The sequence below is a fragment of the Vreelandella venusta genome (assembly GCF_007989605.1).
In the GTDB taxonomy this organism is placed as follows: Bacteria; Pseudomonadota; Gammaproteobacteria; order Pseudomonadales; family Halomonadaceae; genus Vreelandella; species Vreelandella venusta.
The window spans coordinates 372937-389260 of sequence record NZ_BJUL01000001.1 but is presented as its reverse complement, the minus strand read 5'-3'; the positions used below and the strand labels follow the sequence as shown (position 1 = coordinate 389260).

At 54.2% G+C, this 16324-nt stretch carries 18 protein-coding genes; 8 read left to right on the top strand and 10 right to left on the bottom strand.

What is annotated here, in order from left to right; translation table 11 throughout:
* Window positions 1-27 precede the first annotated feature (27 nt).
* Complete coding sequence (locus HVE01_RS01850; RefSeq protein WP_146942067.1) at window positions 28-768, bottom strand: ArsR/SmtB family transcription factor; 741 nt, start codon at window positions 766-768, stop codon at window positions 28-30.
* A gap of 75 nt (window positions 769-843) precedes the next feature.
* On the opposite strand from HVE01_RS01850, the gene HVE01_RS01845 reads away from it, so the two are divergent.
* Window positions 844-1194 (top strand): NIPSNAP family protein, encoded by a 351-nt coding sequence (locus HVE01_RS01845; RefSeq protein WP_038477161.1) that lies wholly within the window; start codon window positions 844-846, stop codon window positions 1192-1194.
* A 95-nt stretch (window positions 1195-1289) separates the two neighbouring features.
* The gene (locus HVE01_RS01840; protein ID WP_146942065.1) at window positions 1290-1637 is read left to right on the top strand and encodes an antibiotic biosynthesis monooxygenase family protein; all 348 of its coding nucleotides are present in this window, start codon (window positions 1290-1292) and stop codon (window positions 1635-1637) included.
* Between the two features lie 173 nt (window positions 1638-1810).
* Here HVE01_RS01840 and HVE01_RS01835 read toward each other — a convergent pair whose 3' ends face one another.
* From HVE01_RS01835 to trpB, 3 genes are all read right to left on the bottom strand, one after another.
* Window positions 1811-2431 carry a LysE family translocator gene (locus tag HVE01_RS01835; protein WP_146942064.1) on the bottom strand — a complete coding sequence of 207 codons (621 nt, stop codon included), beginning with the start codon at window positions 2429-2431 and terminating at the stop codon, window positions 1811-1813.
* Window positions 2432-2588: 157 nt separating this feature from the next.
* Window positions 2589-3428 carry a tryptophan synthase subunit alpha gene (gene trpA / locus HVE01_RS01830; RefSeq protein ID WP_146942062.1) on the bottom strand — a complete coding sequence of 280 codons (840 nt, stop codon included), beginning with the start codon at window positions 3426-3428 and terminating at the stop codon, window positions 2589-2591.
* A gap of 20 nt (window positions 3429-3448) precedes the next feature.
* Entirely contained in the window at window positions 3449-4654 is a 1206-nt protein-coding gene (gene trpB / locus HVE01_RS01825) for a tryptophan synthase subunit beta (protein WP_146942060.1), read from the bottom strand.
* Window positions 4655-4792: 138 nt separating this feature from the next.
* Between trpB and HVE01_RS01820 the strand changes: the two genes are divergently transcribed.
* Window positions 4793-5686 carry a LysR family transcriptional regulator gene (locus HVE01_RS01820; protein ID WP_146942058.1) on the top strand — a complete coding sequence of 298 codons (894 nt, stop codon included), beginning with the start codon at window positions 4793-4795 and terminating at the stop codon, window positions 5684-5686.
* Window positions 5687-5836: 150 nt separating this feature from the next.
* Here the strand turns inward: HVE01_RS01820 and HVE01_RS01815 are convergent, their stop codons facing one another.
* Window positions 5837-6439, bottom strand: coding sequence for a glutathione S-transferase N-terminal domain-containing protein (locus HVE01_RS01815; RefSeq protein ID WP_146942056.1), 603 nt, complete (start codon window positions 6437-6439; stop codon window positions 5837-5839).
* Window positions 6439-7656, bottom strand: coding sequence for a YbfB/YjiJ family MFS transporter (locus HVE01_RS01810; protein WP_146942055.1), 1218 nt, complete (start codon window positions 7654-7656; stop codon window positions 6439-6441). Before HVE01_RS01810 ends, HVE01_RS01815 begins: the two co-directional genes overlap by 1 nt.
* Window positions 7657-7898: 242 nt before the next feature.
* Between HVE01_RS01810 and HVE01_RS01805 the strand changes: the two genes are divergently transcribed.
* Window positions 7899-8768, top strand: a complete 870-nt coding sequence (locus HVE01_RS01805) for a LysR family transcriptional regulator (protein WP_120386560.1) — start codon at window positions 7899-7901, stop codon at window positions 8766-8768.
* Between the two features lie 5 nt (window positions 8769-8773).
* Here the strand turns inward: HVE01_RS01805 and HVE01_RS01800 are convergent, their stop codons facing one another.
* Together HVE01_RS01800 and HVE01_RS01795 are read right to left on the bottom strand one after the other, a co-directional pair.
* On the bottom strand, window positions 8774-9373 hold the full coding sequence (locus HVE01_RS01800) for a class I SAM-dependent methyltransferase (RefSeq protein ID WP_146942152.1): 600 nt from the start codon (window positions 9371-9373) through the stop codon (window positions 8774-8776).
* Between the two features lie 38 nt (window positions 9374-9411).
* Window positions 9412-10344 (bottom strand): LysR family transcriptional regulator, encoded by a 933-nt coding sequence (locus HVE01_RS01795; RefSeq protein WP_164517106.1) that lies wholly within the window; start codon window positions 10342-10344, stop codon window positions 9412-9414.
* A 115-nt stretch (window positions 10345-10459) separates the two neighbouring features.
* Here HVE01_RS01795 and HVE01_RS01790 point away from each other — a divergent pair, with 115 nt between their 5' ends.
* The 3 genes from HVE01_RS01790 to HVE01_RS01780 are packed head-to-tail and all read left to right on the top strand — an operon-like array spanning window position 10460 to window position 13394.
* Window positions 10460-11653 (top strand): M20 aminoacylase family protein, encoded by a 1194-nt coding sequence (locus tag HVE01_RS01790; protein ID WP_146942053.1) that lies wholly within the window; start codon window positions 10460-10462, stop codon window positions 11651-11653.
* A gap of 48 nt (window positions 11654-11701) precedes the next feature.
* The gene (locus HVE01_RS01785; RefSeq protein ID WP_054641024.1) at window positions 11702-11926 is read left to right on the top strand and encodes a DUF3311 domain-containing protein; all 225 of its coding nucleotides are present in this window, start codon (window positions 11702-11704) and stop codon (window positions 11924-11926) included.
* Window positions 11919-13394: a sodium:solute symporter family protein gene (locus HVE01_RS01780; RefSeq protein ID WP_062363614.1), complete on the top strand. Its 1476-nt coding sequence runs from the start codon at window positions 11919-11921 to the stop codon at window positions 13392-13394. The genes HVE01_RS01785 and HVE01_RS01780 overlap by 8 nt, the downstream gene beginning before the upstream one ends.
* Window positions 13395-13491: 97 nt before the next feature.
* Here HVE01_RS01780 and HVE01_RS01775 read toward each other — a convergent pair whose 3' ends face one another.
* A complete protein-coding gene (locus HVE01_RS01775) occupies window positions 13492-14427 on the bottom strand; it encodes a LysR family transcriptional regulator (protein ID WP_422822477.1) in 936 nt (311 codons plus the stop codon).
* A gap of 67 nt (window positions 14428-14494) precedes the next feature.
* Between HVE01_RS01775 and HVE01_RS01770 the strand changes: the two genes are divergently transcribed.
* Complete coding sequence (locus HVE01_RS01770; RefSeq protein ID WP_146942049.1) at window positions 14495-15478, top strand: aldo/keto reductase; 984 nt, start codon at window positions 14495-14497, stop codon at window positions 15476-15478.
* A gap of 24 nt (window positions 15479-15502) precedes the next feature.
* Here HVE01_RS01770 and HVE01_RS01765 read toward each other — a convergent pair whose 3' ends face one another.
* Window positions 15503-16306, bottom strand: a complete 804-nt coding sequence (locus HVE01_RS01765) for an AraC family transcriptional regulator (RefSeq protein WP_125750400.1) — start codon at window positions 16304-16306, stop codon at window positions 15503-15505.
* Window positions 16307-16324: the final 18 nt, after the last annotated feature.

Genomic DNA, 16324 nt, shown 5'->3' with positions numbered 1-16324 from the left:
GTAGCTACAAGCACTGAAAAATGAACATTATTTACAAACCAGCGAGCAGGATTCTAATGGTGAGGTGTCGGGAGTAGGTGACATATTGTTCACTGCGAACATTGCCCGCAGCGACGCTTCCCCTTTGGCACTGAAAACGATAACGCGAGAGTCTTCCTGCCGTTTCGCCCAGCCAAGCGCCTGAATTCGCGCAAGCAGTGCCGCCCCGAGCGCGCCGGCAAGATGATTCCTACGCTCGCTCCAATCCAAACACGCTCGACAGAATGACCGCTTCGAAGAAGCCAGCGCGTCTGCATCGATGCCATGTTTCTGGAACCACAGCCGACCCTGGTTAGTCAGCTGTAGTCCGCCTGGAAGCTGCTGAAGGATACCTGTCTCGAGCATCTGCTCGTACACAAAAACCCCCATTTCCCCTGCAAGGTGGTCGTAGCAAACGCGGGCCTTGCGCAGCGCGGGGTCGCGCGGGCCGATGGACAAATGCTTATCGTCGCCTCGGAAAGCGAGACCCATCAGCGACTCCAAAAGCTCAGCCACATGTGGCCCCGCCAGCCTAAAATAGCGGTGGCGCCCCTGCTTTTCGACCGCGAGTAAACCTTCCTCTCGCAGCTTTCCGAGGTGGAAGCTCATGGTTTGCTTAGTCACACCGGCCATATCTGCCAGTTCAGTCGCCGTTAGCGCGCGATCAGACATTAAGGCACAGAGCGCCTCCGCCCGAGCGTTATCTCCGATCAGTGCGGCAACGCGCACAATGTTAGGGGCTTCATTCATGGTTCGATCTTAGTCGAACCATTGAGGTGCGGCAATTAAGTATCGTCTCCGTTGCCTTTCAACGGAGCTAATCAGATGAGCATTACCTGCATCATTCGCTACGAGATCGACCCTTTCCAGCGCGACGCTTTCAAGCAATACGCCGAAAACTGGGGAAAAATCATCCCCTGGTGTGGCGGCCATCTTATTGGCTACTTCCTGCCTTTAGAGGGCACCAACAATATCGCCTGGGGCCTCATTGCCTTCGATAGCCTGGCTTCCTATGAGGCCTATCGCGCTCGGCTGAGATCTGACGAGGGAGGTCACGCGAACTTTACCATGGCCCAAGAGCAGCGGTTTATCCTCAAAGAGGAGCGCAGCTTTGTTGAGGTGGTAGACGGCACCTTAGGCATTGAGGCTGTCGATGTAATGAACATATCGACGTAACAACGCTGTGACTATAAAGAAGCTGAGAATATAAAGAACTTAAGAATATAAAGAGCTTAAGAATATAAAGAATTTATGAATATAAGGAATTGGCCATGATCGCTGTGATATTCGAAGTGCTTCCGCATACTGACCGTTATCAAGACTACTTGGATACTGCCAGCGCACTGCGCCAAGATTTACAAACTATTGACGGCTTTCTATCGATTGAGCGCTTCGAGAGCCTGACGCAGCCCGGTAAAGTGCTTTCGCTGTCTTTTTGGCGGGATGAAGAGGCCGTGAAGCAGTGGCGTTCGCTTGAATCTCACCGAGCGGCCCAAAAAGCTGGTCGACAGGAAATCTTTGCCGACTACCGGCTACGTGTCGCTTCCGTCATCCGAGACTATGGAATGAATGAGCGCCACGAGGCACCTGAAGATTCGCGCCGCACCCACCACTCGTAGAACGATTGAGGTCGGCGGGCAACCCAATATGCGCCACACCGACCTCAAAATATTTAGCCAACTGACTGGATGCCAGCGAAGATGCGAAAGGTGATCTCGCCCGCTTTCATTCACGCCTCATAGCAGTCAGCAAAGGAATCTAGCGTATTTAAACAGCGAGTCTTAACGCTTACTCAGCCTTTTTTAGACAGTAATAGCCCTACTCCGGCACTGGCTAATAGAGTTGCGCAACCGCGGTTAAATAAGCGCCGCATAGCGGGGCGTGAAAACCATTGGCTCAAAAAGCTACCTGCATAGGCGTAACCAGCAATCGCTACCCATTCCAATAGTAAAAACAGCACACCTAGCACCAAAAACTGCAGACCGACATTGCCGCTAGGTTCCACGAACTGCGGTAGGAAAGCGGTAAAAATCAGAATGGCTTTGGGGTTACCAGCAGCAAGCAAGAACTCTTGTCGCGCCAGCTCAAATAAGCTCATGTGCCGGATTTCAGCGCTATCACTTGCGGTAGTATCGGCGCCCCATAGTTGATATGCCAGCCATAACAAATAGAGGCCACCAACCAGCTTAATAACGAGGAAGACTTTTTCAGAAGTGTAAAGCAGCGTCGCCAAGCCAGTCGCTGCTAGCGTAATCATGCCGACAAATGCTATTAGCCGCCCAATACCCGCTAAACAAGCTGTCCGAACGCCATAGCGTTTCGCATTGGTTAATGAAAGCAGATTATTGGGGCCAGGCGCCATGTTAAGGGCAAAGCAGGCAGGGATAAAGAGCAGCAGTGTTGTCAGGTTCATAAAAGCCCGTTCCTATTAGCTCGTGTGAGTTTTCACTCATTATTTCACCATCGAACCAGCTAGACTAACCTTAATTAGGATTTTGCTCAACGTTAAAAAAAAGAGCAGGCGCGTTGGCCTGCCCTCTTAATGTTTCGTTCTTTTTACGCTGCTTGTATCAACAAACTTGTGACTCACTCACCTTCCTGCACACCCTGACGCTTTCTGCCAGCTCACTGACTAAGCCATGCACTCGCTCAACGGCGTCATCAGGCGTACTGGCATGTTCGATGCAGTCAACAAGCGCGGACCCGACCACCACCGCATCGCTAAACCGTCCAATGGTAGCGGCTTGTTCGGCGGTGCGAATGCCAAAGCCAACGGCAATGGGTAGCTCAGTGTATTCGCGGAGCTGAGTGACCGACGCCTCTAACCGTTCTGGTGTTGGCGCACTACCGCCAGTAACCCCCGCCACCGATACGTAGTAGATAAATCCAGAGGTGTTGCTGAGTACTTTGGGCAACCGTTTGGCATCAGTAGTCGGAGTGGCCAGGCGGATAAAATCAATGCCATGCTGGGCTGCTGGCTGGCAGAGCTCTTCATCATGTTCGGGGGGTAAATCCACCACAATCAGACCATCGACCCCAGCGCTGGCGGCCTCCGTTAGAAAGCGCTCAACGCCATAGCAGTAAATCGGGTTGTAGTAGCCCATCAGCACGATCGGCGTGGTGCTATTTTGCTCGCGGAAACGGCGCACCATGTCCAAGGTTTTAACCTGGGTTTGGCCACCTTCAAGGGCACGCAGCGCGGCTTTTTGAATCGCGGGACCATCGGCCATAGGGTCACTGAACGGCATGCCGAGTTCGATGATATCCACCCCAGCATCTGGCAACCCATGCAGCAGACGACGTGAAGTCTCAGCATCTGGATCGCCTGCGGTGAGGTAGCTAACCAGCGCTGGGCGATTCTGCTGCTTGAGCGCGGCAAAGCAGTCTTTAAGACGAGTGGGGGTATTCATAACAGTCTCCTGGTTCGCACTCATTGGAATTTCTCACCTAGATGATGGGCGACGCTCATCATGTCTTTGTCGCCACGGCCGCTAAGATTGACCACCATTAGGTGCTCACGAGGAAGCTGGGGCGCACGCTTAGCCACTTCCGCCAAGGCGTGGGCAGTTTCCAGGGCAGGAATAATGCCTTCCTGACGGCAGCAGATCTGGAAGGCTTCCAACGCTTCATCGTCTGTGGCGGAAACGTACTCAACCCGCCCCTGCTCGTGGAGCCATGCGTGTTCTGGGCCGATACCAGGGTAATCCAGCCCCGCTGATATTGAGTGGGCGTCGATAATCTGGCCATCTTCATTTTGCAGCAGATAAGTGCGGTTACCATGCAGTACGCCAGGCGTCCCACCGTTCAAGCTGGCGGCATGCAGGCCGCTTTTAACACCTTTGCCGCCCGCCTCTACGCCAATCATCTGCACATCTGGGTCGTTTAAGAACGGATGGAACAGCCCCATAGCGTTTGAGCCGCCACCAATACAGGCCACCAGCGAATCCGGCAAACGTCCCTGCTTTTCGAGCATTTGGCTGCGGGTTTCATGGCCAATCACCGCTTGGAAGTCGCGCACCATCTCAGGGTACGGGTGCGGCCCAGCCACGGTTCCAATAATGTAGAAGGTATCATCTACGTTGGTCACCCAGTCGCGCAGCGCTTCGTTCATGGCATCTTTGAGTGTGCCGGTGCCGGAGGTAACGGGAATCACCTCAGCCCCCAGTAGCTTCATGCGGAACACATTAGGCTGCTGTCGCTCAATGTCGGTTGAGCCCATATAGATGACACAAGGCAGACCAAAACGCGCTGCTACCGTGGCGGTAGCCACGCCGTGCATTCCGGCGCCGGTTTCAGCAATGATGCGTTTTTTGCCCATCTGCTTGGCTAGCAGTACCTGGCCAATGCAGTTGTTAATCTTGTGCGCGCCAGTGTGGTTAAGCTCTTCGCGCTTGAGGTAAATACTCGCCCCACCGAAGTGTTCGGTCAGTCGTTCAGCGAAATAAAGTGGGCTTGGCCGCCCCACGTAATCCCCTTGAAAGTAGGCTAACTGGCGCTGGAATTCAGGATCATTTTTAGCGGCAGCGTATTCTTCTTGCAGCTCTAAAATGAGCGGCATGAGTGTTTCAGCGACAAAGCGGCCGCCGAAACTGCCAAACAGTCCATTGGCATCGGGCAGGTTCACGAATTGGTTCATCACGACCTCTGAGTACAAGGTGAAAATTAGGATTGGATTGAAGGTAGCGCAGGCAGGCGAGGATAAAAATCGATAAGATGTCACCAATAGGTGAGTTTTAATCAACTATTACAGCAGAACATCATAATGGGATAAGCAATGCAGAACAGCATGCCGCCGCTTAGCGCCCTACGCGCCTTTGAAGCCACTGCCCGATTGGGTAGCGTGACCGCTGCCGCCGATGAGCTAAGCGTTACCCACGGCGCGGTTAGCCGCCAGCTTAAAAGCCTGGATGAGCACTTTGGTGTAGCACTATTCGCAAAAGCAGGCCGTGGGCTGGTGCTGACTCACCATGGTGAGCAACTGCAAAGCGGCGTGGGCGAGGCATTTAGCAAACTGCGCAATAGTTGCGCAGCACTCAAGCGTGACGTGGAAGAAGCGCCCTTTACTCTGGCCTGCCCCGGCAGCCTGCTAGCACGCTGGCTAATTCCCCGCCTGGATCGCCTGAACCAAGAGCTGCCGCAACTAAAGCTAAAAGTCGTGGTAAGTGACAGCGAACTGCCCACTCAACAGGTAGATACCAGCGCTACCCTGGCGTTTATTGAACCGCCCTGGCCCGCGGATGTGGAGGTTATCGAGCTACTTCCCGAGCAGATTTGCCCAGTAGCAAGCCCACTACTAGCCGCGCACATTGACCCAGCCAAACCAGAATCGTTATTTGCCAACAAGCTGTTAGTGACCGCTTCACGTCCCCAGGCGTGGCCACAGTGGGCGAGCGCCAAAGGGCTGGAGCAACGTGCATTGGAAGATGCCCTTCAACAGGGCCAAGGTTTTGCCCATCTTTATTATCTGATTGAAGCAGCAGTAGCGGGCTTGGGCGTCGCAATAGCGCCCAAGCTACTGGTGGAAGACGATTTACGCAGCGGGCGGCTGGTGGCTCCCTGGGGGAGTATCGAAACACCCGCCCGTCTCTGCCTATGGTTGCCGGAACAAACCAGCAGCCGCCGCAGCGAACCACTGGCAAAGTGGCTTAAGCAGGCACTCAGCGAGTGATCCCCAGCCTTACCGGGAGGCTCCGTCTCCATTCGCGAGTGCCTCATTTGCTCGTCCCTCGCAAGATTCGTTACCCCGCGCAACATAACCCAAACTATTGAATTTTATTATGTTGCAGCGCGGTTTAAGCGTCATCGCACCCGCGGGAGGCTACACAAATGCCGTCTGCTGAAAACTATCTCTGGCAATTACTGCGGCATGCCACGCTTTGAGCTGTGGGTACGCTTCCTTCCAGTGCACTTCTGGCAACCTGAAAGACACGTACTCTAGCGCAACAGCGCAGGCGATTTCACCAAGCGTCATCGATGGCGCCAGCTGACTTTCGTGGAGTTCACTGTTCAGTTGTTCGGTTATTCGCTGCATGGCTCGCTGGCGCCTTCGCCCAAGCTCACTGTGATCAATCTCAGCGCCATAATGTTTTCTGGCGATAACGGTTGTAAACGCAACATCCATAAGATTCTGACCAAGCCCCGCCAGATGCAGCACATTCGCTAATCGGGCTTGGGGAATCATAGGCGAGTGAGAACTGACGCTATCAAGATAAACAGCAATCAACATCGACTCGCTAAGTGTTGTGCCTTCGTCTGTCACTAGCGCTGGAATTCGCCCGGCGGGATTAGCTTCTAGCAGCGCTTGGTCGTCTGCCCAAGGGTCGCACCAGCGCAATGTAACGTCATCCACCAGATCCTTCTCAAGTAAGATGATCCGCGCTAGGCGCGCATAGGGTGAGGTTGCGTTGAGAAAAAGCTGCATTATGGCCTCCGGTTTTTAGTAGCGAGAGGAACAGTAGAGAGGGAAACGTGACGCTGCTGGCATCGGCTCAGCAGCACCAGTACAAAGCCGCCTACCAATACCAGGCTGCTAATCGCAAATAGTGGTGAATAAGTGCCCCAAGCTACATAGAGCGCCGACATCGCGTAGCCAGAAAACGCTTGAGCCGCAGCGAAAGCAGCAGTCGCTTGCCCCCAGAGCTTTTTGTGGGCAGCGGGGCCGACCAATTCGGCCAGTCGCCCAGACGTCAGCGCAACAATACCTGGGATCATCGCGCCCACCACGAACGAGGAAACTGACTGACTAAGCAGTGCAAGTGAAAATACGGGCAGGGCCACAGCGGCAGCCTTGGCTAAAAAAGCGAGGGTTAAACCATGGTGCCAACCCACTTTTCTCGCCAACGTTCCTACCACCAGTGGCCCGCACACAGCGCCCAAGCCGAAAATACCCCACTGTAGAGAAGCCGCTTGATGCCCTAAGGCATTTTCTCTGGCGAGATAATCCACCCAAAATACGGTATGCGGAACAAACCCGACGGCGTCCAGGGCATACGCCCCGATCACCAGTAGCACAGCGACATTTATTCCGGCATACCCGGTCTGACTTGTTGACTTTTCCTGACTGGCCAACGGCGGTGAGGAGAGCTGCGTAACGCCCCAGTCACATACCAGAGCAGCGGCAATACAGAGCAGGCCCAGCGTTGCCCAGGTAACCGTTAAGCTTAACTCCAGCAGCACAGGCACCACCGATGCGGAAAGCAGCGCACCGAAGCCAATGCCAGTAAACACCAAGGCACCGACACTCGTCCGCCTTTCCGGAGGGGTGGTCGACAGAGCCAACGATGGGCCAACCACCATAAGAATGGCGCCAGCAATACCTGAGACCAATCGCCAAAAGAAAAACCAGCCAAAACTGCCCGCCCCTGCACAGAGAAAAAAGCTCAGTGCAATCGCTACGAAACTTGCCCCCATCACCGCGCGAACAGAAAAACGCTCACTTAGTGCATGAGCAGATAACGCACCAATAAAGTAGCCGAGAAGATTAGCAGCCCCTAGATAAGCCCCTTGGCTGGCACTGAACCACCCTTCTTGAATCAGTGCCGGTAATAGTGGTGTGTAGGCAAAACGTGCAATGCCTATTCCCGCCAAGGTGGCCATCACGCCAGTCATCAGAGCAGGCAAGTCTTTGCTATTGATCATGTCGTATCCTTACTAATCGCTGTGCAGCAAGATTGGCAACAAGCGTATTTACTTGTAGCTTACCCACCCCAACAATTCTTTAGAAACGATTTATAATGATAGCCTCTATCTTTTTTTGAGATAGTTTTTAAGATGGCTCTTGAGATAGTTCTTAAGATAGTTTTTGAGATGGCTCTTAAAATAGTTCTTGGGATAGCTCTTGAGATAGCCCTTGAGACAGTGGCCATTTAAGGGAGATGGGCATGCAATTTAAATCATTGCGGCTGTTTATGGCGGTGGCAGAAACCGGCAGCTTTATGGCCGCCGCAAAGCAACTGCACACGGTGCAATCTAACGTGACCACGCATATCAAAAAACTTGAGGAGGAATTAGGCGCGCAGTTGGTTCATCGCACGGGTGGCGTGCGCCTTACGTCAGCGGGGCTAGCGTTACTGGATTACGCAGAACGGTTGCTGGCAGTGCATGACGAAGCATTAATGCTGTTTCAAAGTGCAGAGAACGCAACTGGCCAGCTGCGCTTGGGGTCGATGGAAACGACTATGGCGCTGCGCCTTCCCCCAATACTGGCGGCCTATCATGCTGACTTTCCAGAGGTTGATATGACCTTGGCGACCGGCCCCACCGCCAGTTTGATCGAGAAGTTGATGGACGGTCAGGCGGATGGAGTGTTTGTGGCCGGCGCTATCGATCATCATCGCTATCATTCGCTCAAAGTCTTCAGCGAACAGCTTGTGCTGGTAAGTTCAACTCCCATGACGAGCGCCCCCAGCTCGGAAGAACTACTAACCGCAACGTTTCTCGCATTTCGTCAGGGATGTAGTTACCGGCAACGTATCGAACTGCTGCTGGCATCTCAAGGAATTAATGCCGTGCGTGTTTTTGAGTTTGGCACGCTAGACGCCATGCTTGGTTGCGTAGCAGCTGGGATGGGATACACCGTGCTGCCACGTATTATCATTGAAGCGCACCAGCACCGCTTCGGCATTCACGCGATGGAACTGCCCTCCGAGATTGCCAATATCGACACCTATTTTGTTACTTCAGAACCCGCTACTTGGTCGCCCGCATTAGCCCGTTTTGTTGATACGTTACACCAGCAAGCCAGGCTATAGACTCTTCATCCCTTCTGAACAATCAAGTACGCGTGCAGTTCAGGATGTTGGTCATACTCTAAGTGCTTGCATACTGCGCCAAGCTTTATCAGCAGGGATAAAAAGCCGTTAGTACCGAGCGATGAGTAGTAAACCGGTGGCCCCATGAAGCTGTCGGTGTGATCACCGGGTTCATCGGTGCCTCCGAAGGAGAAGATAAATACGCCACCTTCGCTCAGGCTATTAATAATCCTGGTTATCACAGTTTCCTGCTGAGCCAGTGGAATATGCCAGATGCTATCCCACGCAGTAATGACATCGTATTTGCCCGGCGGCTGCCATTGACAAATATCCTGGTGGTGAAAAGTCACGTCTGGATGTTTCTGTTTAGCCAGCCGCAGCATTTCAGCAGAAATATCCACCCCCTCTGGTGTAAAGCCTTCCTGCTGTAGCAGGTCAATAAAACGTCCTGTGCAACCACAGCCAATATCCAGCGCCCTGCCTCGATTCTTCACAAACGCTAGCGCTCTTTTGTGCGCGTCTACACCGTTCGTGAGATTAAATTTTTCGCTCTGCCAGAGATGAGTGATCTGATTGTATGCACGGCCAATATCGGTGGGGGACATAGGTGCTTCCATATTATTAATTTCCATCAAGATGAACGTTACGCGTCAGCGTCATCATCAGTCGCCAAAGATTCTGTTTCGGCAATTTCGATCAGCCGGCGTACCGCCGACAGCCCTGAATCCCTGCGCCATACCAGCATCAAAGGCAAAGCCAGCTTGAGATCCTCCAGGCGATGACTTACTACGCCTTCTGGTGCCCCTGCCATGGTCATAGCCGGCAAAATACTGCAGCCCATGCCAGCAGCTACCAAACACAACATAGTAGCGTTGTCAGTTCCCTCCTGAACCACATGGGGCGTGAAACCCTCTCGCTGAAAAGCATGAATCAGCTTGTCGTGATAGACCGGGGTGGCACTACGATCAAACCAGATAAAATTTTCGTCATTGAGTTCGGCTAGGTATCGAGGCGGTTGTCGCGCTAGGCGTGAGGTGGCACTGGTAACCAATACGAGGTGATCCTCATACAAGCAATGGCTACAGAGGCTGTCATCATCTTCTGGAGGGAAAAACAACATGCCAGCATCCAGCCTCCCACGGCGGATTGCATCGACCTGAGGCCCCGAAAGCACTGACTCTACTTTCAGCGTGACCTCGGGATATTGCTCGCGGAAACGGTTGAGCAAACCGATTATCTGGGGTACCCATAAATGCATCACCGTCACCCCTAGACGCAACTCACCGAATTGGCCATCGGCGATGCGCCGTGCATTGCGCTTGGCCTGTTCGAATTCGCCAAGCAAACGCCGGGTATCACGGTAGAACGATTCGCCTGCGGCGGTCAGGCGAACGCCATGCCGTGAACGAGTTAGCAACGTGGTACCGACCTCATCTTCAAGCAGCAGCAATTGACGCGACAGGGCTGGCTGAGCAAGTGGTATCCGTCGTGCTGCTGAGGAGATAGCTCCCTCCTCTACGACGGTCTGAAAATATTTTAAGCGTTTGAAGTCCATCTCATTCCCATTGAATGACACGCCGTGGCTCTTTCCATCCAATATAAGCATGGAAAGCTAATAAAAAAACTATTTTCTCTATGCCACCGAAACAACCAAGATGAATTGGTCCATCCAACAACTATGCGAATCGACTATGACAGAACTCATCAACGCAAATTTCTTCGAGCGTCACCACGCCGAGCTGACCCAAATGCGGCACGAGCTGCACCGTCACCCAGAGCTAGGGTTTCAGGAACATGCCACGGCTAAGCGCATCGCTGAAGAACTAGAACGTCTCGGTTTGACCTTTGAAACTGGCATCGGCAAAACCGGTATCGTTGCGACTGTCACCGGTGATCAGCCCGACAATGGACGCCAGATTGGTCTACGCGCCGATATGGACGCTCTACCGATCCAAGAGCTTAGCGAGCACAACCACACATCCGAAGTGCCCGGTCGCATGCATGCCTGCGGCCATGATGGTCACACGACCCTGCTGCTTGGCGTCGCCCGCTACTTGGCTGAACACCGCGACTTCGCTGGCACCATTCACCTAGTCTTTCAGCCCGCAGAAGAAGGTTTAGGTGGTGGCCGGGCAATGGTTGAAGAGGGGTTGTTCGAGCGCTTTCCTATGCAGGCCATCTACGCCCTGCACAACTGGCCTTCTCTGCCTGCTGGCCAAGTGGCCGTCCGCTCAGGTGCCATCATGGCAGCCACCGATCGGCTCGATATCCGGGTACGCGGAAAAGGGGGCCATGGAGGCGTCAACCCACACCTATCGACAGATCCTGTACGTATGGCGGGTGCCCTGATTCAAAATCTACACTCCGTGGTCGCCCGTGATATTAATCCTCTCTCCCCCGCGGCCCTCAGCCTGTGTGGATTGCAGGGGGGCGATATTGACGGTTTCGCCATTATTCCCGATGAAGTACGCATCAGCGGTACAGCACGAAGCCTTGATGCCGACACTCAGGATCGTATTGAGCATGCTGTTCGCCGTGTTTGTGAAGGGGTGGCCATTGCCCATGGCGGCGACATTGAGGTCGACTACCAACGCATATTCCCAGCGACGGTCAATAGCGAGGCGGAAACCCGCCACGTGGAATCCTGCGTAGTGCAAACACTTGGCGCAGCTGCCCTGGTGCGCGACGTCGACCCTAGCCTTGGCGGCGAAGATTTCTCCTTCATGCTGCAGCGCTGTCCAGGAGCCTACTTCTTCCTCGGTACAGCCAAGGATGAAGCCACCGCACCATTACACAACGCTCGTTACGACTTTAACGACGACATTATTCCCACTGGTTGCCAACTACTGTTGGCCATCGGCCTCGGCGCACTCGCTGCCGCCTAAACGAGGCCTGCTCTACTACCGATAACACCACAATAATGAGGTATGCATATGAAATCCCGCCCCTCGCTTCCCCCTAGGGGATTGCTGATTTACTTCACTATCTGTGCGCTGGCGATGATCTGGCCTGGCGCATTAGTAGCCAACCGCATCGAACCGATGGTGATTGGCTTGCCCTTCTTCATGTTCTGGTACGTCGCTTGGGTCTTTGTCCTATTTGTGGGACTAGTGATTGCCTATCGCCATGATGCCGCACAGGAGGTGAACGATGAGTGATTCACTGCTGATCACTACCATCACCCTAGCCTACCTGCTGATCGTTCTAGCGGTGGGCCTGCGAGCAAGGCATAACCAGAGTTCGTCTTTGGAAGGCTACGTCGCTGGTGGGCGCCACATGGGGCTACTGGTGCTGTTTTTCATTCTCGGAGCGGAGATATTCTCTGCTTTCGCCTTTCTTGGAGCTCCCGGCTGGGCCTACAGCAAAGGGGCGCCGGCACTCTATATCATCGCCTACCTGGCGCTCGCTGTGATTGTATGGTGGTTAATCGCGCCACACATTTCGCGGCTTGGCCGTCGCCATGGTTTTCTGACCCAGGCGGAGTTCCTCTCTGCCTGTTATCCAACTCGGGGGAATCTGCTGGGGCTGTTCATCGGTGTGGTCAGCGTCCTGGCGATGATCCCCTACCTAACTATTCAGATCGCGGGTGCAGGGCTGCTCTTCGAGGCGGCAACCTCAGGCACCATTCCGTTCTGGCTCGGCAGCTTACTAGCCTGTGGCGTGGTGGCGGCTTATGTCTACGCGAGCGGCTTACAAGGCATCGGCTGGACCAACTTGCTCCAGGGCGTGATGATGGTGGGTGTCGCGTGGTTTCTAGGCTTGGCAACGGCTGACCAGTTCTTTGGTGGAGTCGGTGAAATGTTCCGCGAACTGCAGCGCGAAGCGCCGGAATATTTAACCATGCCCGGTGCTGGCGGCATGGGCTGGGGAGCCTTCTCGACAGCCATCCTAGTAAGTGCTCTAGGTTGCGTAATGTGGCCGCACATTTTCATGAAGTTTTATAGTGCGCGCAGTGAGCGAACCCTGAAACAGGTGTTCGTGCTCTATCCACTTTATAGCTACTTGCTGGTGCCATTGCTGGTTATCGGCTTCGCAGGAGTATTACTACTCGAAGATAGCCCGCTCGACTCTGCTGATCGCGTGCTGTTGACGTTAGTGGTTGAACTAGCTGACTTCCCTGCGTGGCTAATCGGTATAGCCCTCTCCGGCGCGCTGGCCGCGGCAATGTCTACGGCTGCCAACTTGGCTCATACCTCCGCCACTATTCTGGTAAGAGACGTTGGGCAGCACCTGCCCGTGCTGCGTGGTATATCTGATGACAAGGCACTCAGGCTGACTCGCTACGGTGTGGTAGTAATCTCCTTAGCAGCCTACTTGCTAGCCCTAGCCAACCCTGGCTCATTGGTTGGCCTGTTACTCGGCGCCTATGGCATCGTGGTGCAGTTGCTGCCGATGCTGCTTGGCGCACTATTCTGGCGGCGAGCATCACGCTCTGGTGCCTTTGCAGGTTTAGCAGTAGGCGCGGCTCTAACCCTATTGTTCCAGTTTGGGGTCAGTACCCCATTCGGCTGGCACGCTGGCTTCTGTGGCCTAGTCGTCAATACCGTCGTATTCATCGGTGTGAGTCTCGTGACACACAGTGCATCATCTTACTCACCGGCTCAGGCTCTCAGCTCCAAAGGCTAACGCTTGGCTTTAACGCTCTCTCCTGGCTACGGGAATCCTGGCTACGGAGAGGGCATTGGCGTTGATGGCATCAATTAGAGTCATACCTCTCCGCTTCTCAGCCCATGCTCAAGCGAGCGTGGTTACTAGCGACTAGATCAATAAGAAAGTCCGCCACAGCACGGGTTCGGCGTGACTGCGTCAGGTCTGTTTGGATAACGAGGTAAATAGGCTGATCCACGCCAAGATCAGAAGCAATACAGACTAATCCAGCTTCCTGAGCCAAAAAGTGCGGTAGTACTGCAATACCTAGCCCTGCTTTAGCTGCGGCGACTTGAGTTGCCAAAGAGGTAGTGGTTAACGCTGGCTCTCGCCCTTGTAGAACGCGCTCGATCCACTGTGCTGCAGGCAGATGGGCCTGCGCCTCCCCCCAGGTGATAAAAGCATCCATGTCGTAGTCGCCAGTATCAAGCGCTGTTTTACGCTGCGCCGCATAGGCTGAGCTAGCGTAAAGCCCATAGCCTAAGGAACCCAAGCGGCGAAGGGTGACATTACCGCGCTCAGGTTTGACCATTCTGAGGGCTAAATCAGCATCACGACGGTGTAGATTGGCCGTCGAGATATCCGTCACTAGCTCAAGCGTAATACCAGGGTACTGACGCTGAAATTGCGCAAGCGCAGGTAGAATCAATGCCGTTGCCAAATTCTCTGCGGTAGCCAAACGCACTCTACCAGTCAGCTGTGAGTGGCGGGAAACATCGGTGGTAAACGCCATCGCAGCCGCTTCCAGTGCTTCAGCTTTCTCGACCAGCCCTGCTCCTTCCTCGGTCAGTTGGTAGCCCGACTGTTGGCGCACAAATAGCGGTAGCTGCAGCGCTTTTTCCAGCCGTTCAATACGTCGGGAGAGCGTTGCAATGCCCAAATGCAGTTCCGCGGCGGCACCACTCAGCGTGCCGTGACGAGCCACAGCCAAAAAGGCGCGGGTGTCATCCCACACCCACCCACGGGGCATCTGTTTTTCAAAATCGGAAAATGGCTTATCGAACTCGTTCATTTTTTTCATTATGGGATAGTGCCACGCTGTCACTCCGCTACTCAAGAACGGTTCACGGAGAGACAGCATGCAACAACGTACACTTGGCACCGACCTTTCTATTTCCGCCATTGGCCTGGGCTGCATGGGCATGAGCGAATTCTACGGCCCCCGGGATGACAGTGAATCGCTACGCGTACTGGCGCAGGCAGTGGAGCTGGGCATCAACTTTTTTGATACGGCAGATATGTACGGACCGCACCATAACGAAGAACTGATTGGCCGCTTTCTGGCTAAGCATAAGCCGCAAGTGCGTATCGCAACCAAGTTTGGCATTGTGCGCAAGCCCGGTGAGTATCAACGACGCCTGGACAACAGCGCCGAGTATGCGCGCAAGGCCTGCGAGGCATCGCTGCGACGGTTAGGGGTCGAGCAAATCGATCTCTACTACGTCCATCGCGTAAGCCCGGATGTGCCTATTGAAGAGACCATGGAAGGACTCACCCAGCTAGTCAAAGAGGGAAAAATTGCCCATATCGGCCTGTGCGAGGTCAGCGCTGACACCTTGCGCCGCGCCCATGCAGTGCATCCGATTACCGCCGTCCAAACCGAGTATTCGCTTTGGACACGCGACGTAGAGCAAGCGGTGCTCCCTACCTGCCAAGAGCTAGGCATCGGTTTTGTGCCCTACTCGCCATTAGGCCGGGGGTTTTTAACGGGAAGATTTCAGGACACGACGGATTTCGAAGAAGGTGATTTCCGTCCTAACTTGCCGCGCTTTTCAGATCAAGCCATAAGTACCAACCGCCGAATCGCCGACGTGATTGGTCAAGTGGCCGCCGACAAAGGCTGCACACCCGCACAGCTTTCGCTCGCCTGGCTACTGTCTAAAGGCCCCAATATCGTGCCAATTCCAGGAACTAAGCGGCTGCGTTATCTTGAAGAGAATGCAGCTGCAACGGCTATCACTCTGACCCTGAATGAACAACGCCAGTTAGAAGCAGCCACCGCTCGCATTCCGATCATCGGTGAGCGCTACACGCCGGAAGGCATGAAAGGGGTTAATGCATGAGTCAACTAACGCCTAATCGCCGCATTATTGGCAGCGGGCGCGGACTTGAGGTGTATAGCCAAACTCCGTTTTGAAGGCAGCCACAAAACTGCTGACGCTTTTATAGCCTACCGTATAGGCCACTGCGGTTGAGCTTTCGCCTCTATCCAGGGCTTCAAGCGCGTTCATCAACTTGAAGCGGGTACGCCATTGGCGAAAGGTCAGCCCGGTGTCGGACTTAAATAGTCTTTCTAGCGTTCGTACACTCGCCCCGGCAAGGCCCGCCAGCTCAGCTAATGTGTGGCGATTATCCGGATGGTTGACCATGTGGCTGATGATACGTCGCAACCGCGGGTCAGCCCCAGCAGGTAGCGACAAATTCTCAGCGGGTAGACTATTTAGCTCATCAATAGCGGCTAGACCTAGGCGCGTCGTGCTGGCATCGCCGTCGCGACACTTTAGGGAATCGTTTAGCCTTAGCACAATCTCGCGCATCAACGTGCTCATCGCCACCATCACCACCTGGGTGTCCTGATCACGTGCCCTACAAGTAGGATCAATGTAGAGGTTGCGGGTTTCCACCAGCGTTTCACAACTCACTTGGTGGAGACAGTCACTGGGTATCCACACGCCGTGAGTAGAGGGTACAACCCACACCGCTTGTTCACTGGTAACACGCAGCACGCCGTGTTTAGCCCATAGCAATTGCCCGCGTGGGTGAGCGTGCGGCAATACCCCGGTTTCAGCCTGCATACTGCGAGCGCGAGTCAATACAGGGCGACTAGGATCGAGGACAAACGCTATATCACTGGGTGGCGACATTGTCGCCTTATCGCTATTTATTGTCATATCTTGCCCTCAAAACGT

What these genes read in the sequence shown, in the direction of transcription:
- HVE01_RS01850 (WP_146942067.1), bottom strand. Translation starts at nt 768, where the DNA reads ATGAATGAAGCCCCTAACATTGTGCGCGTTGCCGCACTGATCGGAGAT.
- trpA (WP_146942062.1), bottom strand. Translation starts at nt 3,428, where the DNA reads ATGAATACCCCCACTCGTCTTAAAGACTGCTTTGCCGCGCTCAAGCAG.
- HVE01_RS01775 (WP_422822477.1), bottom strand. Translation starts at nt 14,427, where the DNA reads ATGAACGAGTTCGATAAGCCATTTTCCGATTTTGAAAAACAGATGCCC.
- HVE01_RS01770 (WP_146942049.1), top strand. Translation starts at nt 14,495, where the DNA reads ATGCAACAACGTACACTTGGCACCGACCTTTCTATTTCCGCCATTGGC.
- HVE01_RS01780 (WP_062363614.1), top strand. Translation starts at nt 11,919, where the DNA reads ATGAGTGATTCACTGCTGATCACTACCATCACCCTAGCCTACCTGCTG.
- HVE01_RS01845 (WP_038477161.1), top strand. Translation starts at nt 844, where the DNA reads ATGAGCATTACCTGCATCATTCGCTACGAGATCGACCCTTTCCAGCGC.
- HVE01_RS01805 (WP_120386560.1), top strand. Translation starts at nt 7,899, where the DNA reads ATGCAATTTAAATCATTGCGGCTGTTTATGGCGGTGGCAGAAACCGGC.
- HVE01_RS01800 (WP_146942152.1), bottom strand. Translation starts at nt 9,373, where the DNA reads ATGTCCCCCACCGATATTGGCCGTGCATACAATCAGATCACTCATCTC.
- HVE01_RS01810 (WP_146942055.1), bottom strand. Translation starts at nt 7,656, where the DNA reads ATGATCAATAGCAAAGACTTGCCTGCTCTGATGACTGGCGTGATGGCC.
- HVE01_RS01815 (WP_146942056.1), bottom strand. Translation starts at nt 6,439, where the DNA reads ATGCAGCTTTTTCTCAACGCAACCTCACCCTATGCGCGCCTAGCGCGG.
- HVE01_RS01840 (WP_146942065.1), top strand. Translation starts at nt 1,290, where the DNA reads ATGATCGCTGTGATATTCGAAGTGCTTCCGCATACTGACCGTTATCAA.
- HVE01_RS01785 (WP_054641024.1), top strand. Translation starts at nt 11,702, where the DNA reads ATGAAATCCCGCCCCTCGCTTCCCCCTAGGGGATTGCTGATTTACTTC.
- HVE01_RS01765 (WP_125750400.1), bottom strand. Translation starts at nt 16,306, where the DNA reads ATGACAATAAATAGCGATAAGGCGACAATGTCGCCACCCAGTGATATA.
- HVE01_RS01835 (WP_146942064.1), bottom strand. Translation starts at nt 2,431, where the DNA reads ATGAACCTGACAACACTGCTGCTCTTTATCCCTGCCTGCTTTGCCCTT.
- HVE01_RS01790 (WP_146942053.1), top strand. Translation starts at nt 10,460, where the DNA reads ATGACAGAACTCATCAACGCAAATTTCTTCGAGCGTCACCACGCCGAG.
- trpB (WP_146942060.1), bottom strand. Translation starts at nt 4,654, where the DNA reads ATGAACCAATTCGTGAACCTGCCCGATGCCAATGGACTGTTTGGCAGT.
- HVE01_RS01820 (WP_146942058.1), top strand. Translation starts at nt 4,793, where the DNA reads ATGCAGAACAGCATGCCGCCGCTTAGCGCCCTACGCGCCTTTGAAGCC.